Origin of the sequence: Microvirga sp. M2, assembly GCF_047497095.1 — a bacterium.
Lineage (GTDB): Bacteria > Pseudomonadota > Alphaproteobacteria > Rhizobiales > Beijerinckiaceae > Microvirga.
Genome location: NZ_CP134065.1, coordinates 248,918 through 272,049 on the forward strand (window position 1 = coordinate 248,918; position 23,132 = coordinate 272,049).

Below are 23,132 nucleotides of genomic sequence, written 5' to 3' on the forward strand. Positions count from 1 at the left end.
TCAGGATTTTACGAGATGCCTGGCATCGCACGTCAGTTCGAGCCGCAGATGACCCGCAGCGGTGGCGCTCCCTCCAAGTTCCGCTTCACCATCCGCTGCTCGGACTGTGCCAAGACAGATGCTTATGAGGCCTCCCGGCCCACCAGCGATGACACTGTCAAAAGCTTCTTCAACAATCGCGGCTGGCTGCTGGGCCGCGCTCCCGCCTATGACCTCTGCCCCGCCTGCCTGGCCCGCCCACGCCAGGCTCAAGAGGTCAAATCCTCAAACCTGCCCCAGCGCGAGCCTGCAGCTTCGGGCAAGCCTGAAGAGCTGGCCGCCGAGGTCTTCCGTTCGAAGGACGCCAACCCGCCTCAAGCTGTCGCTCCGAAGGCGCCACAGCCGACCCATCCCACGCCAGCTCCTTCGTCAGAGGTTGAGCAGGCTCTCGCCGGCATGGCGGCAGACCTGAAAGGCTTGCGGTCAGCCGTGGAGCTCGTGGCTGAACAGATGAACAAGCTGGTCGCGCTCGGCGGTCAACAGATCGAAGCCATTGCACGCCTGGCCCCTGCCCTGGTCCGATCGAGCGAGGGTCTCTCCGGTAGTCTCCGGCAGGTTGCCAGTGCTCTCCAGATGCCCCCGCGTTGGCCTCTCCCGATGGCTCAGCCGCAACCCGAGGCGGAGGGCAGCCCCGAGCCGACGCAAGGCGTTGCTGCCAAACCCACACCTGGACCAAGATCGGACGGGCAGGAGCCATCCCGACGGGCCCGCGGCAAGCGACAGAGCAAGGCGGGAGGTCAGATTGCGTCAGCGCCGATCGTGGTGAAATCCATTGCGGATGCCAAACGGGCGGACCGGTTCTACACCTCCATTCGCCTGCCGCGGGAGGTGTGGGAGCAGGCAGGCTTTGGGCCGGACGACCGCCTGCTGCTCGACTGGAGTGGCAAGGCTCTGACCATTGAGCGCACGGTCGAGGGCGGCGTGAAGCCAAAGTCGATCAATGACAGCTCTGTGGTGCTGCAATCCTGGAAGCTCGGCAATCTCAACTTCGATCAACTGAGGGTTACCGGCGGCAGCGGCTCTCTGCGTCTGACGGCCGGGAGCAGCCAGAGAGCTTAATCGACTGACGGCAGGCGACGGGCGCGCATCAACGAGCCACACACGAGCTTAGTAATCCACCGCTCGGAGCGACTAGCATTTACTCCTGAGGCTTCGTTGGGCTGACAGCAGAACTCCTCCGCCAGAAAGACCTTGCGACGAGGACGAACAGCTTCAGGTGTCGTTCTCGGAGGTCAGTTGCTGCGGACGCGCGCCCTCGTCTGGTCTCTGCTTCTTGAGGCGCACGCCTGGCCCCTCGCCGTTCTCAGCAATGAAGATGATGCCGACTGACTCAAACGCCTCTTGGATTTTTCTTACGTTCTCAGCGAGAGATGGCGGCGTAGCATCAGTATCTTCCATCCTTTTGATCGTAGCACTTGAGACTCCCGACGCCTCGGCAAGATCACGAACTGACCATCGCATGAAGCCCCGTGCCATCCGTATCTGAGCGCCAGTGATCATTCCACACTACCAAATTAGATCAAGTTTGAGCTATTTTGGTTGACTCTGGTGACAAAGAGGCCTAAATTAGCTCGTCGAAGAGCCATTTAGACGATTCTGGAACAACACGCCATGAATGACATGCAGCGTGAAGGGCAGACGCATGCCTCACGCACACCTGCATCCGAGACGCTCGCGCTGGCCCAACTCGAAGCCACCTTCGAGGCTGCCCTGGCTGATGCCGTCAGGGCTGACGCGCGGCTGACGGAACTCCAGCAGACTTGGCTGCAGCGCAAACCGCTTCCACCTCGCGTGCTCCGTGCCACCTCGAACGATGCCGCGTTCGGCCTGTGTTACGACAACGAGGTTGGAAGCTACTATACGATCCGTGACCTGCCAGCCTTGCACGAGCTCGCCAAGACGACGCCTCATCTCTGGCATCGGGTGCAAACCATCACGGCAGCACTGCAGCGTTATCAGCATGACACCTCCCGGCTGGCCGACGAGCTCGGGCTGGCCGGCGCCCATCAGGAGAGGGCCGCTTGCGTAGAGGCTTTGCACAATGCCGGCAACGCACTTCTTCAGGAGCCGGCAACTTCCATGGCCGTCCTGACTGCCAAGGCCAGGGTTCTAGCCTGGAGCCTGGACCTGAACCTGAAACAGGATCCGTGGTCCCCGGCCTCTCTCAACGACCGTGCGCTGCTTGTGCTCATCCAAGACCTGCTCAACCCCTCCCCTGCCCTCAGAGCCAGCGCGTGATGACCCCAGAACAACCACGCGCTTCCGCGGCATCCACGCATCGGCTGACGGGCGCAAGGTCATGACATTTGAGTTCTGGTTTGCCGCAGTCATCCTGCCGCTGATCGTCTGCGCCCTGAGCTGGGGCGCCGTGCTCCTCAACCAATGGCACAACAGACGCCAGGAGGCGCGCTGCCGGTCAGGAGACAAACACCCATCACTCGAACCGGAGGACGCTGCTTTAGTGTCCAAGGCCGCCTTGCGGGCGGCCGCCCACCTCGGCCTCCCCGATCCGGTGCTTGCCACAATCCTGGGCCTCTCCGTCTCAATCGTTGAAGCGGCCCGGGAGAACGAGTCGGCTCTGATCCAGAATTGGCTGACGCTCGAACGCGCCGCCCCGCTGATCCGCCTCAGCCGCGCCCTCGATCATGGGCTCCGAGGCGATCCCGAGGCGGCGCGGAGCTGGATGAGAAGTCACAACACCGCTTTGGGTGACTGCCCAATCGACGTGCTGCAGACGACAGGCGGGCCACAACGGGTGTTGGACCATGTGCAGTGCCTGCTGGGTTCGTCATGACCCATTCGACTGCCCCTGCCCTCGTCTTGTACGGGAGTTCCTATGCGGCTGACGTTCCGCGGCTTTGAGGTGCTGTTTCTCGACATCGAGGCGTCGGGCCTGGGCTCGGCCTCGTTTCCGATCGAGATCGGCTGGGTGATCGACGATGAGGCCGGGCCTGAGAGTTTCCTCGTCAGACCGCACGCCACCTGGGCTCTCGCAAGCGGCTGGTCGGCCGCATCGGCAGAGATCCACGGCATCACGCCGGCCCTGCTGGAAACGCAGGGCCTCTCGGTCGAGGAGGCCTGCACCCGCCTGAACGATCTGGCCCGCGGGCGCCTGGTGGTCTCGGACGCGCATCGCCACGACGATTGGTGGCTGGGCCGCCTGTACGCGGCTGCCGGGCGGGAGAAGGCCTGGGCAGTGGGCGATGTCGAGCGTCTCTATGGCGGGCTCGCCCAGGCGGCCAACGTCGACCCAGCAGAGGCGGCGCACCTGCTCGCCCGAATTGAGCAGATCTACCCGCATCCGCATCGAGCCGGCCCTGACGCGCTGCGACTGGCCAAAGCCGCCCGGGTTATCGCAGACCCCACGTTGCGGGCGCTGGTCCACGAGCAGTGATCATGCCCAGGGCCCGAAATCCCCTTCCCTGTTTGCATCCTGTCCCGAGCCTGTTGGTACTCCCGTCCCACGGCTGTGACGCCCCAACCAATGCCCTTAAGGAATTTCGCTTTCGATGAAACGTCTCAACTACTGCCTCCCAGATTATCCAGAGCTGTCCTTCACGACCGAACTCGACAGCAGGCCGGAGCGACCAAGCCGGCGTGCGACGATCAAAGCCCGGGGCCCCTCGGAAGCGGTGAGCGCGTGGTGGCATGACGTTGAGCGCTGGTGCACGGGAAAGGACCGCACCCTGAAGGGCAAGGGGACGCGATCCGCCGCCTCGGGCCCTGCCTATATGACCCTCACCGGCCCTGACGCTTTGGTGTCCTTTATCGTGCATTGGCTCGGGCTCGACTGGCTGGAGCAAGCCCTCCAGGACCATCAGGCGATCAGCCGGTCCTCTTCCGACGAGATCAAGGCCATGTCCGCACAGCTCAAGAATATCGAGGACCAGCTTGGCACAATCACGCGACAGATGGCGGCCTCAGAGTCCCGCGCTTTGGCGGTCGGACAGGCGCTCCTGGGCAGGATCTGAAGACCAGGGTGCAGGTGTCCTCGGTCTGGCTGCCGGCGCTCTGGTCGCCGGTGCAATCGCCAATCAGGCACAGGCTGCTCCCCCGCCGCCTCCCGGTACCGTTGATCCGCAGCTGGCGGCCTACTGCGCCCGCAAGTACCGCTCGTACGATCCGGCAACGGGAACCTTCCGCGCTAGCAACGGCATGCGCTACGTCTGCACCTACTAATCGGCTCGGCTCCGAAACAGCGCAAAGAGGCTCCCGAAGAGCCTCTTTTTTATGAGCGCGCCGCCAAACATGGCGAATTCGATTTCGGATGCAACCGATGCCGACCCTCAGTTTCCCGTTTTCTTCGAAAATCATCCCAACGATCCGATGATTTGAGAATCCCCGAAAGGTTCGACATGACCGATGCCATCATCTCCGAAGCCCAAAGCCTTCCGAACGACCCGATGACGGATGTCGGCCATCTCCTGATCCGAGCCTACAACGGGGACCAATTCGACCCCTTCATGGTCGACGGCCATCCGAGCCGGACGTCATCATCCGCTCTTGCTTCTACTACTCGATCCTGATGACCCCGAAGATCACCATGATCTACGACAACTGCGGCCGCGGCGGCATGTGCGACATGACCGCTGACGAGATCGCCGTCATCTGGAAGACACCCGCCCTGCTCGAACAGCTCGGTACCAGCTTTGAAGCCCTCCAGGACGGCACCGCCATCATTACGGCTATCGAGACGCCCAAGCCGGACATCGACCTTTGGGCCCGGATCGCCGAGGCGGAGGGGAAGACCCTCAAAGCGGCATAAGGCCGACTTGCAAGTCTCGGGAATTCGCCTCAGGCTTCCCGGGTGATGGCCTGCCTTCTCCAAGATTGGTGCTCCCGATGACGGAGCCCTCGCCTCTTTCCGGCTTCGCCTGCCGCGACGGCCGGGAAAGCCTTGTCTTCGGAGAGCGGCCGGACGGATCAATCGCTTATATCTCGGAAGTCGCGCGGGGGATCGCCTGCGAGTGCAGGTGCCCGGCCTGCGGGACGCCTCTTGTCGCCCGCAAGCGGGAGGTGAAACACCACTTCGGACATTATGGCGCCGCCGACGAACGGCCCTGCAAAACCGGCCCCGAAACGGCCCTCCACAAGTTCGCCAAAGACATCCTCGCCCGGCGGCTCCAATTGTTCCTCCCCACCCTTGATCTCTTCAATGGCAAGGACCGTTGGGTTGGCTTTGAAGGACGGACCTACGAGTTCGATGCCGCTGTGCTCGAGGACCGCCTTGGAAGCATCGTGCCGGATGTCATTGTCCGCAAAGGCGATCGCGATCTCCTCGTCGAGTTTGCCGTCACCCATGAATGCGGCCCTGAGAAGATCAACCAGATCAAAGGAATGGACCTGAGTGCGATCGAGATTGACCTCTCCGGCATTGACCCTGAGATCGAGAGCCGAGAAGGGCTCGAACGGGCCATTCTGGACACAGCCCCTCGCAAATGGCTCCACAATCCAAAGCTCCGGGACGGCCATGCCGCTCTCGACGCCCTCCGCAACCAGCGAGCCGGACAACTCGACCGTCGGGCGGCCGCGCTACGCGCCGCATACCGCGATTCCTGCAGCCACATCAGCCGAACCGTCTTCGCCTATCCGGCGGTCGCCCGGATCACGGACGATCATCTGACACGGGCGATCGGCATTATGGTGCCGGGCTATGGCTGCTTCACTGTCCCTCCTCAAGACTGGCAGGCAACCATCCTGGCCGACATGGTCGACCTCGCGGTTAACGGCAAGCGCGTGTTCGCCAGTGTGAAGGCTGCACTCCGGAAAGTCAGGGATCGCGGCTGGATCCACCACCGCTTTAGCAAGATTACCGACGAGGAAGTTGACGCCATTCGCCAGGACGGGACTGATTTTGCCACGCCCTCGGATGCCATACAGGCGTGGATCGTCACTCTGGCAAAAGCCGGGATCCTTATCCCGTCATCCGACGGCCAACAATGGATCCTCAACCGCCTGATTGTCGGCGAGGTCCGGAATGCCCGCCAGCGGCGCTGATCCTCAGGCTCCAATCATGCCGATGAAGAGATGATTGGAAAATCCCCGAAAGGATCGTCACGATGGACGCCAGCCGTTACTCCCTGAAGCTCCACAACGACTTCCCGGCAAGGGCTGGCTCCTCGAGCTCCACATGAACGACAGCGACGAAGAGGATGTCGCTTTCGTCGACACGTTCCGCGCCACCTGCTTCCACCACCTCGGCGCTGCTCCCCATGGGGCCGCCCGTCACGCGGACGGCAAGCGCTTCATCGACACCTGCTGGTTTCTTCAGAGCGCAAGCTCGACCTGGCTCATGTTCGAATTCTGGACCAGCGACCAATCCGCCATTCTGGATGGTGTCATCCGCGTCATGGATTCGCTGGAGGCTCAGGGTGTCCCGGTAGTGCTGCACTGACGGCAGGCGCACCCGGCTTTGGGCTCAATCGCCGGGTTTCATGCCATGCCAGTGAACCAATGATCGATAAATCCCCGAAAGGAATCTCGAATTGCAGCGAATCCAGCGCTTCACCACCTTCGACAAGAGCATCAAGTCTGCCCATGAGACGCTGGTCAACGAGTTCCTCGAAATCAGCACGGTGGCACAGCACGAGTTCACGAATGAACTCGCCCGTCAGCGCTACGCCCGCTACATCCACGCGGTCGGGTGTCTTCAATACGGCGACAAGTTCCTCGCCGATCTCGAAGCCACCTACGCGACCGGAGTCGTCGCGCGTCCGACCTTCCCGGTAGGGGAGAGCGCCTGATCCAAAACGGACCAGTGCAACCCGCCCTCACAAGGGCGGGTTTTCTTATGCGCGGATCCAGAAACCCCATCGCTCTTGTCCTTGCTCATCTCATTTCTCGATGGGACTTGTGAAGAGATGATCGAAAAATCCCCAAAAGGAGCACGGCGATGAAGAACCTCGAGCTTTTCACGGTCCTGTCGGGCATCCGCATCCAGGTTCTCGCCCGGTCTCTCACCTGCAAGACAGCCTTTGCCCGTGACCTCCATGAGCGCCTGGCCCAGCAACTCGCCTACATCTGCAAGAAGCTCCGCCTCGAAATCGCCGTCACTACCCGCTTCGGAGAGGATGGCGATGACATGACAGGCTGGGAGGGGCCAGAGCAGATCGATCTGCTCGATACCCTCTACATCGACCACGGTACCCAGAAGTACCAGGTCAACGGAGAGGCCTGGTACTCGATGGACGGAGACGGCGCCCCGATTGTCTCACCGGCAACGAATGAGCAGACTGAAGGCCTCGGCCGATTCATCGACGAACTCGCCGAGTACGGCATCGCCGTGACTGCCCATCACGTCTTCATCGCCTGCGACGAGCAACTGGCCGCCTAAGGGCGTCCCATCGCTTCCCTCTCACAGGTTTGGAGAAATGGCATGACCGTCGCATCGCTCAGCAAGCCGGCCCCGCTCATCTGGACCGACCGGATATCGACCGGCATGAGCTATCACACCTACTTCGGCAGCCGGACCCCAGGGAACGACATCGTCTATGTCCTACGAACGGACCTCATCACCGACAACGGCTCAGTCGAGCGCTGGGAGGTCTGCTGGAACACTGGCTGCTACCCGCGCCGGATCCCCGAAGCCCGGTACCACGCCACCCTCTGGGCAGCGATCGAAGCCGCTGAAGCGGAAGTCGCCACAATCACGGCCCAGCCAAAGCAGCCCTGCCGCGCCTGCGGACCGTTCTGCGACATCTGGCGGGAGGAAACGAAGGTCGCGGCCTAAACACCGGAGACGCCAGAAGGCCCCGACACCGGGGCTTTTTTATGCTCGCGCCCACAAACCCCAACTAACCCCGTGCAAGCTCTGCCTGGATCTGCTTGCTGAGTGCTGTAATCTCCTGCTGCAATCGTTCAGCCTCGGCGATCACCTCGGCCGTCCAGCGCATCTGATTCCGTCCGTGCTTCTCTTCGAGCTCGTCCTGCGCTCTCGTCAATTCCTTCCGACGGTCCCGCAGAGCCTGAACCATAGGCGACACACTCTTGTTCTCTGGCTCATCCAAATCGGTCCGAAGAACCAGGAAGTAGTTTCGATCGGCATCCGCTACCTCGCGGTATAGATGCCGCGGGAAGTCCTCGCCCTCCTGCCACGCATCAGGATCAAAATCGGACCAGTCACGATCGGCTTGAGTATCGGTAGAATCAGAAGAGGGGACTGCCTCCCGTTGGACAGGCGCAGGAGACAGCGTCGGCTTCTCAGGCGAGACAGCCTTCGGCGCCTCTGCCGGCTCTGCAGCCTGCGGAGCCTTAGCTTCAAGCGCAGGCGTCCCGGCAACGAGAGACGAGACGTTGTGAGAGCCTGAGGTAGAAACAAGCGTCGGCTCGCTGGACGCTCCTCCGGTGCCAGGTTCATTCGAATTGGCCGCTGGACTGGTCCTCATCGAAAGAAGGACGCGTGCCTCGTCCTCAGTCAGGTCTGGATACGCAGACATGAACTCGGCCAGCCGCTCATCCGTAAAGGAGCCTTTCGGCACGATGAAGCTGCCCTTCGACCCAAAGGCACGCTTGCGCTCCTTCATCCGTTCGCGATGCGCTCTCAAAAGCGCGGCCTGCTCCTCAAGGAAACGCTCCTCTTCATCGAGCATCGCCATCTCGGCTTTGCGGATTTTCGCAAGACGAGCCTCCACCTCGGCCCGCTTCTTCGACATCTGCTGCTTGCGCATTTGCACACGGCGCTCAAGCACACCCGGGCGCTCAGAGCCCCAGTCATAACGCTTGCCCACCTTCATTGCTGTGGCCTTGGAAACCGTCGTGGCCGCCGCTGCGCCCATGATCAAGCCTCTTCTCATAACCAAAGGGCGGGGCGCGAGCTTGGCCTCACGCCTCCGAATTAAACCGGAAGCTATCATCGTTACGGTCAAGATTCAATGAAATGAAAGGAGGTGAAGCCGAGCCGCCTGACATCAGGGAGGCAGCTTCTAGCGTTCCCCAACATGACTGCTCCGGATCGCAATGAAAGGTCAGCAGGACAAATAAACCTTACCGCTCAAGGGCAGGCACGGACATCACCGCACCTGACAAGCTCAAGTAAAACGGATGTCAGCTTCTCGGATCGTTACGCCCTACGCGATTTACAGATGTGTAAGATGTTCACATAATTCGACCTGACCGCCCGACCGAACACCCGACAGGTTCCATTCATGGTCGAACCACCGCTTCCCAGGTCGCGGCTTGGTCAGGTCTGGACGATCGCGTTCCAACCGGCAGAACCCGCTCGACCCCTCCGGCCGGTCCAGCGAGCTTCTCTCAATGCACTCCGGGCACACACCGCAGCCGGAGCGACAGCCGCGCAGGAGCTTGCGCCTGACACACCTGCCTATCTCAAAGGGAAGGTCGGCCTGCCCAACGACATGACATCCGCTCGGCCCAGAATGTCAGATCATGCGCGTCACAGAGCTTTCTTTCTTGTGTCAGGTCCTCGACAGCCGTTAGCTGACACTCTGCACGGCCTTCCTTACAAAACAAAGGCTTCTACTGGCTGCACGAGCGCAGGATAAGGCGGGGCATGGCCCACATAGAATGCCCCTCCTCTCTCAGCGGCGCAGCGCGATACCCAGCCAGAGACGCCAGTCACACCCCTGGCCAACCACAGCCAGCGTCAGGTCAAAGCCAGAATACACCTGACACTAGCGCCCATCCGGTGACAGCCCTCGAGCCCTCGGGTCCCACACGCCGATCCGGCCGCCTGGTGCACGGCCCGCTGGCGCGACGGCAGCCGATCGGCAAAGGGTAAGATTTCAGGAGCCATGAACCTTCCATCCGAATGTCAGGTCTGAAACGCTCGCAAGCTGACTGTCCTTCGGCCAACAAAGCACGTCAATCCTGGTCGCCCAGCTCTCGGATCTCCCCAGCGCACCTGGCGGGACTCGCACGCTCACCCGCCAGACTCCATGCATGCGAAGTAAAACCCCATTGCTAAGCGTCTAAAGGACGCCATAGTTCTTCGGCTTGGCCGGAATACACATCCTTTGCTTGACGCCCAGCGTATCGAATAATCACGGGTATTCCATCGCCATTCTACTGGAGCGTAATCACATCAGTTTGTACTGCCGGAATACAATTTAACAGCAGATTGAGACGCGCTTTTTATGTGGGCGCGCCCCCAAACCCACTCGGAGCGGCCTGGAGGCCGATCGAGGCAGGACAGGCTCAAAGGCCCTCCTCCGGCCCGGGAGCGGCCACAAGCCCCGTTTTACGTCCCGGATGACCCTAGCCCGCCGACGGGTATAGCCTGCGGCTGTCGGAACACCTCTGAGGCTTACAGACCCCGTACAGGAGGGGTCCAGAAGGAGGTTTAGGGGCAGGATATTTTTGAGGGCCCAATACCGCAGTTTTGCCGCAACTATCGTTTCGGGCAAAACTGCTGTCTCTCACATTGGGCTCTGCGAGGCTGTCCCGGCGCGCTTTGGCTGAGGCCAAATCGCACGATCCAGACGGATCGTGGCCGGGTGCGTGCGAGGCTTCCGGTGGCTGAACGCAACCCAGCCTCGCTGACGGGGCGCGAATTGCGCGCCCATCGTGATTACTATGCGAAGACTTGCCGTCGCAGAACGCTCCGGCTGCGGGCGGACGACGAGCGTCCGTATGCTCTCTCGGCCTCTGCCACTCTCAGGAGCGGCGCGGCCCGGCTGACAAGCAGCCTCCGGAAGACCCGGGATGCTTCCGGCCGAAGGGCCGGCGCGATATTACCCCGGCCTCGCCCGGCTCAAATCCAGCGCATGCGCCAATGGTGAGGCCCAATGAGATAGAGATCCCTTCTAGACCGCGCTTTCGTCCGGAGCCGCCCGCCCCCAATGCTACTGACAGCCGGCGAATAGGCTTCAAGAAATGCAATGCCGCTCTCCTGCGTGGTGAAGAGCCGCTACCGGGGACCAGGCATCGTCTTTGCACGCATGCACACAGCCTTCGGTCCGTCATCCTTAGGGACACCTCCAACAAGCGCGGCCCACGACAACGAGTACCAGTTCCCGGGGCCAAGTGCGGCGACCGCTGGCCGCTCGCCCGCTCGATCTATTCGGCGCTGACGGGGCTCGAGCTTCCCGACGAGATGCGCAAGGTCGAGCGCAGGGCCGTCGACGCCGTTCTGGTCGTTCCAGGATCGCCTCCGCGCATCCTCAAGGTCGGCGAGAAGCAGCACGTCAACGCCTACCGCGCGGCGACGCTGCGGCGCTACAAGGACGAGCTTCCGCTCGCCTTCGACGCCGACCTCAGGATCGCGCGCTCGGACGCGAAGGCCAAACTCGAGGGCGGCGGTTTCGGCCGGCCGATGCCGCCGCTGTTTCCCGGCGAAGGCGGCCGGCACCGCCAACGCCGCAGATCGCGGACTTTGAGGTGAAGGACTAAGGACCGGGTTAGGCATCGAAACTCCGCCAGACAGCATTATAGGCCTGATCACTACCAGCCCTGGCCCAAGTGTTTCCGCCAGGACCGGAAGACTGCAGAAGTCAGCTTGAACCTCCTTGAGCGTGAGTCACGCATGGGTTGCGGCAAAACTGCGGTATTGGGCCCATAGGCTTGGTGACGTCGGTAACCGGGGTTGCATCAAATTTGGGGTATTGGGCCCATTCGACTTTGAACGTGAGTCACGTAACCTCAGCTCACGCGAAACAAGCCGCTGCTCCAAAGCTGGGGTATTGGGCCCACGGCTCTTGGGCTATGAGCATGATCCGCGCAACGCTCATTTGATGTGCAGAGTTCTACCGTCGAAAACGTGAGTCACGATCGGGTGCGGGAAGACTGGGGTATGGCCCCGCGAGCACTCGTCCGTGAGTCACACGCAGCTTGCTCCACAACTGAGGTATTGGGCCCACGGGCTCCTGATCGTGCGTCACACATACGTTGCGGCAAAACTGGGGTATTGGGCCCGCTGACCTTTCAGCGTGACTCACGAAGCGAGTGCGGCACGTTTGCGGTATTAGGCCCATCAGCTTCGGGAGCGTGAGTCACGCACACACTGCGGCAAAACTGAGGTATTGGGCCCACGCTCAGAAAGACCGTAAATCACGCTCAATCTGGTCGCGTCGAGGTAGCCTACTCCTGCCCCTCAAGGGCTGCTTACTACCCCAGCGGTTTCGACAAACTTCGACGTCGGAAGGCTTCACCGCAATATACATGCCACATAGTCCTGTCTGGCACCTGCCGGTGGACCATAACTTCGCAACTCTATCTATCTCTCCTGCGGTTTGCCGGACTCCTGCTATAATCAATCGCAATCAGTGTCGGTTGTGATTTGCGTTTTGAAGAGGAAGCCATGGCGAGGAAGCCAAGGACCAAAGAACAAGAAGAGATAAAAAAGAAGCAGGACGCACTCCGGCAGCAAAAACTGCGCGAACGGAAGGAAGCGAAGATTGCCACTGCCGAGAAAATCAGAGCATCTGCAACTCCGATTGTTGACACCCTCACCGAATACGGCCCGGTCTTACGAGATCTCCTATCCCTCGTGAAGCAGGCCATTCTTGAGGGTACGGCGGAAATGCTCGGGCCAAGCTCCCCCGAGGTCTTCGTCTTGCCCTCCAATGACGTCACCCAATTGGCTTTGCTCAAGCACCTTAATGATCCCTCTCAGGACAATCCTCTGGCATCTGACAAACCGGAGATACGGTTCTTGGGTCTATCACCCCTCCAGTGGCAGGAGATGCCGGATGAGCTCTTAAGTGTCTTCCGTCTGCGGGAGACCGTTGCACGATGGAAGGCCGCAAGAGGAGCAAGCCGACGCGAGTTCGATGAACTCGCAGGTTCAGAGGCACACGCAACTTCGCTTGGTCGAGTTCCACAGGAGAGGCCGAATGCCGACAGCTACCTCGGTGTTGCGCCCGAGGATACGCCGGAGATCTCGGATTGCTCTTCCTTCGAGACTGATGAGAAGGACAACATCAGCAGTCCGGATCCAATTAAATTTGAACACATGAGAGCAGCCTATGTAGACTGGAGGGAGATAACATGCCCCTACGGGACCGGTACATTGGAACGCAGGGAGTGGGAGAGGACAATCAAATTTCCGTACAAGGAACGTTTGTGGAGTGTGCGTTATGAGACTCTGGAGGTTCGGCCTAAGGAGGGCACGGGAACACGGAGGATGTCGTTTATATCCGACAAGGGACCTTGTGTGGTAGGTGAGATAGTGTCCCCTCTGACAACGCCGGCTCGCGCAGCTTAGAACCCAACTGACCCAATTGGGTGGGGTGCAATCGAGGTAGCCTCATCCATCTGTGCAGTTGCATCTCTGCTCCTCTTGGTGATCTTCGCCAGAAGTCTCACCCCCAGGAAGCGCCAGCACCCGCGATAAGGACAATGTTGTGAGGCCAACGTGCTTATTGAGGGCACGCATCGGCCTCCTGCTTCTAGTTCGAAGGGTCCTATGATCGTGTCAGGCCGCAGGTGCCATCAGGTTGATTGGCCACGGCTGATCTGTGCATTCAGTTCAGCCCGGACCGCCTCAAGCCGGGTCCTGCAGATCTCGTACGACTCCATCGCCCTGCGGGTGTCCTCCAGCAATGTGTCGATATCCGTGGGCCCGCCGCTCCGCAGCCGGTCGGCAATCGCCTGGAGAATGTTGTAGTGCTTGGCTTACAGACCCATGGTCACAGACGTGGTGTTCTCAGAATTGTGCATCATTGTTCTGGTTCCTTGGTAATATATGTGTTGCTGAATCGTTGTGTGGCATCGGCGCTGCTGCGTGTGGCTCAACTTTGACCACCTCAGCGCTCCTCGAGGGCTCGTTCGCAGTCCGTACACTTTGTGGTTGTTGGACAGGCCTCGTGGAGGCCAGTTTCTGAAGCCTGCGGTTCTTCCAGGCCTGCAGCATCTCTTGCCAAAGCCCTGGTCTGGGCTTCGGAAGGCTCCGCCAGATCGTCAGGGTGAACGCCTTTCCCACGGCGAGCACGAGGGCCATGCCATAAAGGAAGATGGTCGGCGAGAAACTCTCGTCCATTCGGTGTCATTTCTCAGCGTCCGCTCAACGCTGTCAGCGCACTGTAGAAGCTCTGCCCAGACCTCGCCAGTGATCGAAGGGCGACTTTCCCGCTCCTAAGCTTTCTACCAAAGTCTGTCTTCCTCAATCCTCTCGGTTGCCAAGGATAGGAGGCAACAAACAGGCCTCAAGAGCTCCCACCTTGATCATGAGGCATCTACCACGAATGCTGAACATGAGACTGCTGCAGAAAGCTCAAGCCTACTTCTGCAAGCCCGAATTGCCATCCGTCATCCAGCGCCAAGCAACTGCCCATGATGGGCAAGCTGGCAGTTCGCGTTCAAAGCGCGCCCAGATCAGGGACGTGCTGCGCCAGTACGAGAGAGGCAGTCTCAAGGAGGCTGAAGCTGTCGAAGAACTACTCAAGATCTTACGGTGAGGCCAATCACGGCTTCCCTGTACTCCTGCTCTATCGGCTTTTTAGCGAATAACCGCGTCGTCGCTTTCGCTGGAGCCAGGTCTCAAGGGCTTCCACTGCACATGACCGGTTTTCGTAGAGCTCAACCCTCCGCTGCCCTGGTCGGCCAATGCGGCCCCACTCACGGATCAGGGCAGCATCGCCAAACAAGCTGGGCTCGATCGACAGAACATAGTAGCGAGCCATGTTGCGGCTTGGATCGCACCTGTGAAGGACCAGAGATTGGATCGTGTCTTGAGCCATGCGCCAGTGTCGCGCAGGCACAGGGACGAGGTCCAATCAAAGTCCTGAATCCATTGAGCACCAACGATTCACATCAGTGATGCACCCTGCTGTTGCCGCTCTCTGAACCCCAGGCACGCGAGCCAGTCGTCATCTCGACGCGCACGGTTCCTCGCCCTATGACATTCTTCGCCTCCTCATGGCCAGGAGCTCGACGGCGAGGTCGATCTTGCCAGATTTCACCATGCGGGTGAGGGCACGGAAGTAGCCGCCCGGGTTCTTGATCCGGCTCTCCCCACCGTTCTTGGCCATGTCATCCTCGTAGAGCTGCAGAACGTAGATCACTGCAATGGCCGCCTTGACCGTGCCGATATCCTCCACCGCCTCGGCCCAGGCGCTTTCATGGGCCCCGAGCGAGGCTCGCAGGTAGCGGCCGGCCGAGACGATATCCGCGAGATCTCGCACGGGCTGGCCGTAATCGCTGATGGTGGGGCAAGCCTCAAGGATCAATTCCGGTGATAGGTGCTCCGAGGTTTGTTCGTTTGGAAGAACCGCCTCAGCTTTCCTCGGAAAGCCTTTGTTACAAGCTTCGGTAGGAGATCCGTTGTTGTTATAAGTGTGGCGGCAATCTTTGCCCCCATTGCCAGCATCAAAGAAGGCTTTCTCGCAGAGTGTCCTCAGATCTTTCCACTCATCGAGAGCATCCAGGGGCATGGCCTTCGTGCTGCGCACAGGCGTCCGGGCTTTCAGAGCCTTGAGGCGGTCCTCGAGATCAGAGCGATCCAGATCCGGGTAGTGCTCGACAAGGGCGCTCAGAGCCTCCTCGGCGGCCCGGCGGGCAACTGTAATCTCATCGAAGGCGCGCTTGCGAGCGTCCCGAACCTGCTTCTGCTCGATGAGGCGTTGGGCCCACTCCCCTCGCCTGGCATAGACAGGGGTCAGGTCGAAGCCGAAGGCGTCGACGATCTCACCGGCCAAATCTTTGACGGCAAAGCGCTTTCCGTTGGGCGATTCCTTTGGGATGATCAGTTGCTGGTCGATGAGGACCCTGAATGCATACCGGACGGATCGTTCGGACAAGCCGGTGCGGCTCATGAGGTAGTCGTTGGATGGCCACACCAGAAGCCGTTCCCATTCCTGCTCGCCCCAGCAGGCGACGAGCTCCGAGAGGACCGATCGGGGCCCGTTCCGGAGTTCCAAGGCTTTCGCGGCATCCCGGGCCGCGGCGGACAGTTCTTTGCGCGTCACCGTGCGCCCGGTTTCGAGCGCAAGCTCTCTTGCGGCCAGAGCAGCATGTCTCAGCCGCCGGCCTCCTGACGATGCAAGCTGCATCGTACCCTCCATGTTGAGGGCAAAGCGGGAGCGTTCACCGAAACCGATGCTCTTGACATTCAGTTTGTCGGGATGGCATAAGGATTGTGCAACCAATTCCGAATGCCCACCCTCGCGGTGGTCTCCAAAGGCCCTCGAAGTTTCCAGCTTCGTGGGCCTTTTGCTTTGCCTGGGTTACGTCACGACATTTCGATCCTTTTGGGCAAACATGGTCTCGAGGGCGTGAGTGATGACCTCCTGACGGGACTTGAAGCGCCCGCTTTCGACGGCTTGGTCGATTGCAGCGCCGAGAAGTCCAGGAACCCAGACGTTCATCTCCCGATCACCCCGCTCCTTGCGGGATTTACGGAAGCGTTGAACGCGCTCGGTCTGCTTTGCATCAGGCATGGCATCCACCCGTTACACTCGTACCGTTTCGAGTGATGACCGATTCTGAGTTGGCTGTGGAGTCGGGCGTCAAGAATCCATTCACAATAGATCGATTCAGCGGTGGGAAACTTCTTTGCAAAGAATCATTTAGCTCAAAAGGGCGAGTCAATTCGTAGGTAAAAGCCCGGTTCCGGATGATTCCAAGTTACGCACTCGATTCGTAACTCCCTAGTATTCCTGCCGAAGTTCGACACGCGATCATGCAATATGATTCGGGCGTGTGCAGGCGAGAGTGGTTAATGACTCGGGACGAAACCACCACCGCAGATGGATGTTTGAACTAGATTCTAGGACGCCGTTGAGAGATCGGTTTTAGTGGGCCGTGGGAGGCCTTTGTCCATGCGCGGCCGGATCTCCTGGAGCGTCGAGTGCGTGCCACACGGGAAGACGGGTTCCGTTGCAACTGCTGACGTAGGTCAAGCGAAGGCCGGACGGGGACGCTGGTTATGCGGCTATGCCGAACAGGGTAGCAATGAAGTCGCGCTGAGCCCGCGTTTCATTCGCTGGTGCGCTCACAACCTGTCCCTTGCGGATCATCGCCATCGCCTCATAGCCTGCGATCGTCTGGGTGGCCGTCACAAAGCTCTTGAAGCCCAGCCCTGGCCGGATCAGGCGCTTGATGCGCCGGTGATCCTGCTCAACGAGGTTATTCAGGAACTTCACCTGCCGGAGCTTGGCGAAGCGCCAGAGTTCTCCATCCAATTTCATGGCTCTCGTGGCGATCGGATAGGCTGCATTCTTATCGACCGTAATGGTCCGCGGATTGACCGTATGCGGCTGCTTCAGCGCTTTCCGGAAGAACCGCCGTACCGCAGCGGCATCTCGCCTAGGGGAGAGTAGGAAATCGATTGTTTGGCCGCGAGCATCGACAGCGCGGTAGAGATACACCCATTTTCCCTTCACCCGGACATAGGTTTCATCCACTCTCTAGGATCCGTTCGTCATGCGCAGATGCGGTCGCAAACGCTTGTCCAGTTCGGGAGCGTAAGCCTGGATCCAGCGGAAGAGAGTTGTGTGGTTCACCTGCACGCCACGATCGGCGAACATGCGCCCGAGATCGCGATAACTGATCGGAAACTGTAGATACCAGCGGACAGCCCAGAGGATGATCTCTGCCGTGAACTGCCGACCCCTGAACGGGTTCTTGTTACCTTGCACCACTGCCAGCTCCTCTCAGCCTCCTGTCGTAGATCAGGTGGAGCAAGCTTCAAAGCTGCAACAGAAGCGTCTTTGGTAACGTGAAGACAGGTGATGCAGAGGCTGACGCAATGATGAAAGAATTGGGTCAGAAGATCAGGAAGGTTTGCACCGCAAGCCCAAAGATCACAGTCCGTGAGGCTATCCAGCAAGCAATAATGGAAGACGACTGATTGGTGCGAGGTAGAAGTACTTCTCCGTTCTTTAGTCGCCTGGGATAACCAACAAGGCGTCAGAACGCGAGGGTACCGATGAACATCGGGGAGATCGATCCCGAAGCAGCATTCACCGTAGCGACCCGGAGGGCGCATCGGCGGACCTTGCTTATCCTGAGAGCCACCATGATCGGACCAGCCCTCGCGCCCTGGCTGAAATAGACCATCCCTGGCAATCAGCACCCAATCCGCTGCTTGATCGCATCAACCTGAGACCTCGACCGGCAGACGTTCTCGCAGGGAATGCCATCGCCATCGCCGTCCGCTCGGCTGTAGCCGCCACACCAGAGCTCGACGGCCTCTTCGCAGGTGCTGACCGACTTACAGCTCCCGCCCCTGGCCATCAGCCATTCCTTGGCACGCTGGCTGCTTGCTTCTGCCGATAAGCTGATCCCACCGGCGGCTACGGCCGCAAGCACAAACACCGTGACCTTCCGCACGATCGCCCCCACTTGCCCAGATCTTCCTTACGTCTGAGCTCCAGGGCCATGTTCGGCCGGAAATCATGCCTAGGCAAATGGATTCTTGACCTGCTGTGTTGGTTCGTCCGGCTGAACCTTATCCGGCAGGTCCTTGTCGTGGGCCAAAGCCTTTACAATGCCATCCACCAGCGCCTTCAAGGCCCGAGCGTTCTCCAGGCCCTCTTTGTCCCTGGTCAGATCCAACGAGCCGTAGATCACGACTTTGTCCGTGCCGTTCTCGACGGTGAGATCATGGATGTTGAGCGAGGCGCTATCATCGGAAAAGGGCTGAAACTTGGTCATTGGCGGCGTCCAAAATTATCAATGGCATTGAGGATTCCCCCAAGAAAGTCGCCATTCTGAGAGCCAGGGCTTGGCGCCGGCTGCTCGTCGCTGGAAGGCGATCTCGGGGCCGGCCCGGCATTGCGCCGAGACCGGCGCAGCTGCGGCGTCGGCAGTTCCATGGCGGTTTGCTTTACGGATGCTGCCACTTGTGGAAAAGCGTCGATCCCCGTCAGCTGCTGCAGTTCGGCCAGCGAGACGATCTTGTAATCATTCCCGGGCTGGTTCGGGACCAGGTAGGCCGCCCCGGCGTTGCGCCGCGGATCATAGACGGCTTTGGCCAGATGCGTGGGCACCAGAACCCGTCCCTTGAGGCTCTGGAGGTTCTCCCCTTGGAAGATCGGGCCTGTGACCACATAGATCTCCTGCCGCTCAGAGTACTGCCGCACGGCCCGTTCGATGCTCTCCCAGAGAAAGCGATTATTGTCCCGGTCCTGGGGCACCATGTTGGCGAGCGAGAACGACTCGGCCATTCCCTCCGGCGTGGCCATGTCCCCGGCCGGCGCCATGTGGCCCCGGTCGTAGCCACTGCGGACATAGTCGGAGAGTTCGGCCCGCTCATTGGCGGGCAGGTTGGCGTCCGGATGAAATTTGTCGACCCGGTTGAGATCCCGGGCCCCGGCGACCCGCTCGGGGGTGAGATGCTCGGCCACCCAGAGCGGCGTCCGGGTCAGCCCGGAGTGCAACAGAGCGAATTCGGAATAGCAGATCTGCCGGGTCTTCGGCTCGAGTTTGGGATTGAGCAGCTTTGGAGCGGTCCCGCTGAAGAAGTGCTGCGGACAGCTTTGAGCGCTCGCCTGCGGGGCCAAAGAGCAGGTGGCAAGGACGAGACCTATGGCGAAAGCAAACAGTCTCATGGACGATCTGACAGTCCAGCAAGACGGGACAGGATGAGCCATGGTCCATTCCAGATCAGGGCCAGTTGCCGCCTGAGCACCATTGCAACTCGTGTGCGCCGCGGCGGCCTCTCACCAGCCGGTCTCCTAACCCGGCGAAGGCCGTATCGATGAAGATCAGAAGCGCTGAATAGCGCCCGACCCTGGCGCTTCCAGCGGGGCCTAAGAGGATTGTTATGACGTTGGCCCATCATACCCTCTATGTTGCCCATATTCATAGGCTCGGAAGCGGCGGGTTCAATGCGAGGGCGCATCACTTCTGGGCCCGTTCCTTACGACGACAACACGCTCAAACGAGAATTCGAGCCCGCAGATTAGCGGGAGCATAAGGATCTGCGGGGCATCAAGAATAGCCTAAGGGTTTTTGCAGCAGTTCCACGGTGAGCATCCGCAACAGATAACCCTGTGGGATTTCGGTATGGAATCAGAGCCATGTCCACAGCCGTTCTAAATGGGGAGGTATACGCCGGGGCTGAGGGGCAGCTCTTCAAGGCCGGAGTTGCGCAGCTGAGTGATGCGCAGCAAGCGTTCCTTCTCCAGCCCTGCCGGGTGCTGACCTATTCAACCGCAATTGCTTTGAGGGCGCGTTTGACAGCGATGCGAGCGGCATCGACATGGCCTGAGGCCAGCAGCTCCTCAACAATCCTGAGAGCCATCACCGCGTCCGGCCGCTGCACGATATCTGCAGTTCATTGAAGCTCCCCGGAAGCCGAGTCGTCCTGGCCATTGACCTCATCTGTTTGCCCGATGAGATAGGCGGGGCTGCACTTGAGGACCGCAGCCAGGCTGGCAAGAGCGTCCTCCGATGGATCCTTGGAACGTCCCGTGATGACGTCCTGGATGAACCCTGCCTCAAGACCCGCCTCCAGGGATGCCCTGCGCCAGGAGATCTTCAGCGCGCCAACCCGATCTCCAATACGTTCCTTGAGGATCCCGTTCACGCCTTGCTCCTTTGAGTCGCGATGAGGCCAGACGCCAAAAAGGCGAGGAGGCGGTCCATCCGCGCGCTCCCCGCCTGCCTTTCGGCAGCCGTCATCTTCGAGGCGCAATGGTTAATGAACAATGAATTTCCCTCAGCTACAGAGCCGCTCGGACGGCTCCGGCCAGTGTGGTCGACGCAGAGCACCCCATGCTCAAAGCCGGTGAGCGCTGGTCACGGATCGGATCGCGAGGCACAGCCTGCTTGATCGGGATCGTCGACGAGATAAGCTGGAGCCTAGAGGCTGAAGGCCGCCATGCTGCCCGCTCACAATAGCGACAGCAAGGATGCGGCCCTCGTCTCGCATCAGGATAAGGAAACCAGAAGGTAGAATTTCGTGGCGACAGGTACCGTGAAGTGGTTCAACGACCAGAAGGGCTATGGCTTTATTCAGCCAGACACGGGGGGCAAGGATGTGTTCGTGCACATCAGCGCGGTTGAGCGCGCCGGCCTGCGCGGCCTTGTGGAAGGCCAGAAGATCTCGTACGAGGTCCAGGCAGACCGCCGGACCGGCAAGGAATCCGCGGCCGATCTGAAGGCAGGCTGAGGAAGCACACGCGGGCGGATTGTCCGCCCGTGCTTCTGGCTGGAAACGGGGGTGTAGCGCAGTCTGGTAGCGCATCTGCTTTGGGAGCAGAGGGTCGCGGGTTCAAATCCTGCCGCCCCGACCAGCCGAGGGACGGAACTCGAAGGCGCTGAGGCTCGGACGGAGTCAGACACTTTCGATCCCTAGCCAGTCGCCGCTCAGGAGCCGCAAGCCCTTTAAGGCTTATCGTCCGGGCCGCTGTCGGTTCGAGGCAGCAGGCTCTCGAAACGATGGCGAGTCGCGCCGTTGCGCTCACAGGACGTCGTCTCCAGACCGGCGCGATCCGTGACCGCGATGACGCCCTTGCCTTGCTTCTTGTGCAGCCTGCGAATGTGAGTGTTTGGCCAAGTCCTAGGCTCAGGCCGATCTGCCTTGCGCGCTGGCGCTGACGATGAGCACGACCCCTGCTCGGATGCGGAGTTGAAACGCCACGTCATCACGGAGTTGGCCTGTTGGCAGGTATCGAGACATCCATAATATGGCCACGGTTGCGTGGCGTACCTCGCGCTTGCGTTCTTGCCCCCAGGAGCGCAAGCGCCCTAGCTGAGGGTTTCCCAACCCGATTCTCCCAGGCTAGGTGTTTGATCCCAGGGTTTGATGGTGCGATATTATCCTTGGAATGGAGGGATGCGCTATGGGCCAAGTTCTCCATGGGAGCGCCACAACGACAGAGTGGACTTGCTTCGCTTAAGTGGAGAGCGGTTTAGTAGCTATCCGGCCAGCCTTTCAAACTGAACTGGACTGACGTAATCGAGCGTCGAATGACGCCGGACTGGATTGTAAAACCCATCGATATAACGACCGATCGCCTGCTTGGCCTCGGCCCGGGTCTGGAACACGGTGCGCCAGACCAGCTCAGACTTCAAGGTCTTGAAGAAGGTCTCGACGACCGAGTTGATGCTCCTATAGAGGTCAAGAGGCCGAAGAGAGCATTGTGGGAGGCCTGCTAGCGCGGCAGAGATAGCCAAAGATCTCCCGTGCGACAAAGCGCTTGAGACAACGAATGATCTCCATCTTGCCTTTACCCTCTGCCGTTCGTCGGCGGACATAGTCAAGGGTTGGTGGATGGCTGCGCATCCTGATAATGACGACGCGATATAGAGCCGCGTTAGCCTGACGATGGCCACCGCGGTTGAGACGGTGACGTGAAGTCTTGCCGCTCGAGGCCGGAATGGGACAGGCGCCACACAGTTTGGCGAAGGCTGCCTCCGAGCGGATGCGCTCGGGATTGTCGCCGACGAGAATCAGCATCTCGGCAGCCGTACCGGTCGACATGCCATGAGCCTCCTTCAGGGTCGGCGCGCAGGCGGTGGTCAGAGCATCGAGATCGGCATCGTGGCTTTTGATCTCAGCATCGAGCATCAGCCAGCGCCGGGCGAGAGCGCGTAATGTTGCTTTGGCTGAGGCTGTTGGTGAAGTCATCGCTCCCGGTCTCAGGGCGGCTAAATGGCGGATCAGGGTCATTTTGCCGGTGAGGCCGTCAAGCTCTCGCGCAAGGCAACGGGAGCATTGACGATGATCGTCTTGAGGGTGACCATCGCTTGGGTGCGGCTCTTGACGGCGGTGTCTCGCGCCACCTTGAGATGGCGGATCATTTCCACGGAGCTGGTGCCCGACTTCGGAGCCGCCCTTGCCTGGCCACTGAGAACGGCGCGGGCCGCGTTCTCAGCATCAAGCGGGTCATTCTTGCCATGCTGGTGTCGGATCTGGCGATTGGGGCGGTTGACCTCGATGATGCAATGGCCTCTCTCGTGCAGGAAGCGTGCCAGGCCAGCCCCATAGGAGCCGGTCCCCTCGATCCCGAAGGCGCGGACGGAGCCAAAGGATCGGGCCCAGGTCTCCAGCTCCTGATAGCCTCTGCGGCTTGCCAACACGGTGATGGCACTAAGGCGGGCCCCGAGCCCGTTGATGGCGACAGCGGTATGGGCTTCTTTGTGGGTGTCAACGCCGATGATGATCTCGGCAGGATCGGTCTCTTGCATTCCTATTCCTCCGCGGCTGGGGCCCTGACGGGTTCCTGCGGGCGGACAGGACTGTGACGGGA

The 23,132-nt window shown here is 60.3% G+C and carries 27 protein-coding genes, 1 tRNA gene and 3 pseudogenes; 18 read left to right on the forward strand and 13 right to left on the reverse strand.

Annotation, left to right across the window (positions count from 1 at the left end; translation table 11 throughout):
* The first annotated feature begins 15 nt into the window (after positions 1–15).
* Positions 16–1,098, forward strand: a complete 1,083-nt coding sequence (locus RE429_RS29810; protein WP_414476425.1) for a hypothetical protein — start codon at positions 16–18, stop codon at positions 1,096–1,098.
* A 153-nt stretch (positions 1,099–1,251) separates the two neighbouring features.
* Here the strand turns inward: RE429_RS29810 and RE429_RS29815 are convergent, their stop codons facing one another.
* Entirely contained in the window at positions 1,252–1,437 is a 186-nt protein-coding gene (locus RE429_RS29815; RefSeq protein ID WP_414476426.1) for a hypothetical protein, read from the reverse strand.
* 213 nt (positions 1,438–1,650) lie between these two features.
* Here RE429_RS29815 and RE429_RS29820 point away from each other — a divergent pair, with 213 nt between their 5' ends.
* The 12 genes from RE429_RS29820 (at position 1,651) to RE429_RS29875 (ending at position 7,768) form a co-directional block, all read left to right on the forward strand.
* Entirely contained in the window at positions 1,651–2,277 is a 627-nt protein-coding gene (locus RE429_RS29820) for a hypothetical protein (RefSeq protein ID WP_414476427.1), read from the forward strand.
* A 61-nt stretch (positions 2,278–2,338) separates the two neighbouring features.
* Positions 2,339–2,833: an antitoxin Xre/MbcA/ParS toxin-binding domain-containing protein gene (locus RE429_RS29825; RefSeq protein WP_414476428.1), complete on the forward strand. Its 495-nt coding sequence runs from the start codon at positions 2,339–2,341 to the stop codon at positions 2,831–2,833.
* A 42-nt stretch (positions 2,834–2,875) separates the two neighbouring features.
* Complete coding sequence (locus RE429_RS29830; RefSeq protein ID WP_414476429.1) at positions 2,876–3,433, forward strand: hypothetical protein; 558 nt, start codon at positions 2,876–2,878, stop codon at positions 3,431–3,433.
* Positions 3,434–3,548: 115 nt separating this feature from the next.
* A complete protein-coding gene (locus tag RE429_RS29835) occupies positions 3,549–4,010 on the forward strand; it encodes a hypothetical protein (RefSeq protein ID WP_414476503.1) in 462 nt (153 codons plus the stop codon).
* Positions 3,931–4,218, forward strand: coding sequence for a BA14K family protein (locus RE429_RS29840; protein ID WP_414476430.1), 288 nt, complete (start codon positions 3,931–3,933; stop codon positions 4,216–4,218). The genes RE429_RS29835 and RE429_RS29840 overlap by 80 nt, the downstream gene beginning before the upstream one ends.
* A gap of 176 nt (positions 4,219–4,394) precedes the next feature.
* The gene (locus RE429_RS29845; protein WP_414476431.1) at positions 4,395–4,565 is read left to right on the forward strand and encodes a hypothetical protein; all 171 of its coding nucleotides are present in this window, start codon (positions 4,395–4,397) and stop codon (positions 4,563–4,565) included.
* Between the two features lie 17 nt (positions 4,566–4,582).
* Entirely contained in the window at positions 4,583–4,804 is a 222-nt protein-coding gene (locus RE429_RS29850; RefSeq protein ID WP_414476432.1) for a hypothetical protein, read from the forward strand.
* A 77-nt stretch (positions 4,805–4,881) separates the two neighbouring features.
* Positions 4,882–6,036, forward strand: a complete 1,155-nt coding sequence (locus tag RE429_RS29855; RefSeq protein WP_414476433.1) for a hypothetical protein — start codon at positions 4,882–4,884, stop codon at positions 6,034–6,036.
* A 133-nt stretch (positions 6,037–6,169) separates the two neighbouring features.
* Entirely contained in the window at positions 6,170–6,433 is a 264-nt protein-coding gene (locus RE429_RS29860; RefSeq protein WP_414476434.1) for a hypothetical protein, read from the forward strand.
* A gap of 91 nt (positions 6,434–6,524) precedes the next feature.
* Positions 6,525–6,782, forward strand: a complete 258-nt coding sequence (locus RE429_RS29865; RefSeq protein WP_414476435.1) for a hypothetical protein — start codon at positions 6,525–6,527, stop codon at positions 6,780–6,782.
* A 149-nt stretch (positions 6,783–6,931) separates the two neighbouring features.
* A complete protein-coding gene (locus tag RE429_RS29870; RefSeq protein ID WP_414476436.1) occupies positions 6,932–7,372 on the forward strand; it encodes a hypothetical protein in 441 nt (146 codons plus the stop codon).
* Positions 7,373–7,414: 42 nt separating this feature from the next.
* Positions 7,415–7,768, forward strand: coding sequence for a hypothetical protein (locus tag RE429_RS29875; RefSeq protein ID WP_414476438.1), 354 nt, complete (start codon positions 7,415–7,417; stop codon positions 7,766–7,768).
* Positions 7,769–7,832: 64 nt separating this feature from the next.
* Here the strand turns inward: RE429_RS29875 and RE429_RS29880 are convergent, their stop codons facing one another.
* Positions 7,833–8,813, reverse strand: coding sequence for a hypothetical protein (locus RE429_RS29880; protein ID WP_414476440.1), 981 nt, complete (start codon positions 8,811–8,813; stop codon positions 7,833–7,835).
* Positions 8,814–11,089: 2,276 nt separating this feature from the next.
* Here RE429_RS29880 and RE429_RS29885 point away from each other — a divergent pair.
* Positions 11,090–11,377 carry a hypothetical protein gene (locus RE429_RS29885; RefSeq protein WP_414476441.1) on the forward strand — a complete coding sequence of 96 codons (288 nt, stop codon included), beginning with the start codon at positions 11,090–11,092 and terminating at the stop codon, positions 11,375–11,377.
* Positions 11,378–12,292: 915 nt separating this feature from the next.
* Positions 12,293–13,198, forward strand: a complete 906-nt coding sequence (locus tag RE429_RS29890; protein ID WP_414476442.1) for a hypothetical protein — start codon at positions 12,293–12,295, stop codon at positions 13,196–13,198.
* A 227-nt stretch (positions 13,199–13,425) separates the two neighbouring features.
* On the opposite strand, the gene xseB is transcribed toward RE429_RS29890, so the two are convergent.
* A complete protein-coding gene (xseB, locus tag RE429_RS29895) occupies positions 13,426–13,593 on the reverse strand; it encodes an exodeoxyribonuclease VII small subunit (RefSeq protein ID WP_414476489.1) in 168 nt (55 codons plus the stop codon).
* 593 nt (positions 13,594–14,186) lie between these two features.
* Between xseB and RE429_RS29900 the strand changes: the two genes are divergently transcribed.
* Complete coding sequence (locus tag RE429_RS29900; protein WP_414476443.1) at positions 14,187–14,390, forward strand: hypothetical protein; 204 nt, start codon at positions 14,187–14,189, stop codon at positions 14,388–14,390.
* Between the two features lie 30 nt (positions 14,391–14,420).
* On the opposite strand, the gene RE429_RS29905 is transcribed toward RE429_RS29900, so the two are convergent.
* The 8 genes and pseudogenes from RE429_RS29905 to RE429_RS29940 all read right to left on the reverse strand — a co-directional run bounded on the left by RE429_RS29905 (position 14,421) and on the right by RE429_RS29940 (position 20,464).
* Entirely contained in the window at positions 14,421–14,672 is a 252-nt protein-coding gene (locus tag RE429_RS29905; protein ID WP_414476444.1) for a WGR domain-containing protein, read from the reverse strand.
* 156 nt (positions 14,673–14,828) lie between these two features.
* Entirely contained in the window at positions 14,829–15,983 is a 1,155-nt protein-coding gene (repC, locus tag RE429_RS29910; protein WP_414476446.1) for a plasmid replication protein RepC, read from the reverse strand.
* 174 nt (positions 15,984–16,157) lie between these two features.
* Positions 16,158–16,370: a hypothetical protein gene (locus RE429_RS29915; RefSeq protein WP_414476447.1), complete on the reverse strand. Its 213-nt coding sequence runs from the start codon at positions 16,368–16,370 to the stop codon at positions 16,158–16,160.
* Positions 16,371–16,856: 486 nt separating this feature from the next.
* Positions 16,857–17,570: pseudogene (locus RE429_RS29920) on the reverse strand (IS6 family transposase).
* 430 nt (positions 17,571–18,000) lie between these two features.
* The gene (locus RE429_RS29925) at positions 18,001–18,168 is read right to left on the reverse strand and encodes an excalibur calcium-binding domain-containing protein (protein WP_414476490.1); all 168 of its coding nucleotides are present in this window, start codon (positions 18,166–18,168) and stop codon (positions 18,001–18,003) included.
* Between the two features lie 165 nt (positions 18,169–18,333).
* Complete coding sequence (locus RE429_RS29930; protein WP_414476448.1) at positions 18,334–18,588, reverse strand: hypothetical protein; 255 nt, start codon at positions 18,586–18,588, stop codon at positions 18,334–18,336.
* Positions 18,585–19,484, reverse strand: coding sequence for a DNA/RNA non-specific endonuclease (locus RE429_RS29935; RefSeq protein WP_414476449.1), 900 nt, complete (start codon positions 19,482–19,484; stop codon positions 18,585–18,587). The genes RE429_RS29930 and RE429_RS29935 overlap by 4 nt, the downstream gene beginning before the upstream one ends.
* Before the next feature lie 728 nt (positions 19,485–20,212).
* Positions 20,213–20,464, reverse strand: a complete 252-nt coding sequence (locus RE429_RS29940; RefSeq protein ID WP_414476450.1) for a hypothetical protein — start codon at positions 20,462–20,464, stop codon at positions 20,213–20,215.
* Positions 20,465–20,839: 375 nt separating this feature from the next.
* Here RE429_RS29940 and RE429_RS29945 point away from each other — a divergent pair, with 375 nt between their 5' ends.
* Positions 20,840–21,049 carry a cold-shock protein gene (locus RE429_RS29945; RefSeq protein ID WP_414476451.1) on the forward strand — a complete coding sequence of 70 codons (210 nt, stop codon included), beginning with the start codon at positions 20,840–20,842 and terminating at the stop codon, positions 21,047–21,049.
* A gap of 47 nt (positions 21,050–21,096) precedes the next feature.
* Positions 21,097–21,173 (forward strand) — tRNA-Pro (locus RE429_RS29950).
* A gap of 625 nt (positions 21,174–21,798) precedes the next feature.
* Here the strand turns inward: RE429_RS29950 and RE429_RS29955 are convergent.
* Together RE429_RS29955 and RE429_RS29960 are read right to left on the reverse strand one after the other, a co-directional pair.
* Positions 21,799–21,984: pseudogene (locus RE429_RS29955) on the reverse strand (IS3 family transposase); the annotation flags it as partial.
* Between the two features lie 16 nt (positions 21,985–22,000).
* Positions 22,001–23,070: pseudogene (locus RE429_RS29960) on the reverse strand (IS110 family transposase).
* Positions 23,071–23,132: the final 62 nt, after the last annotated feature.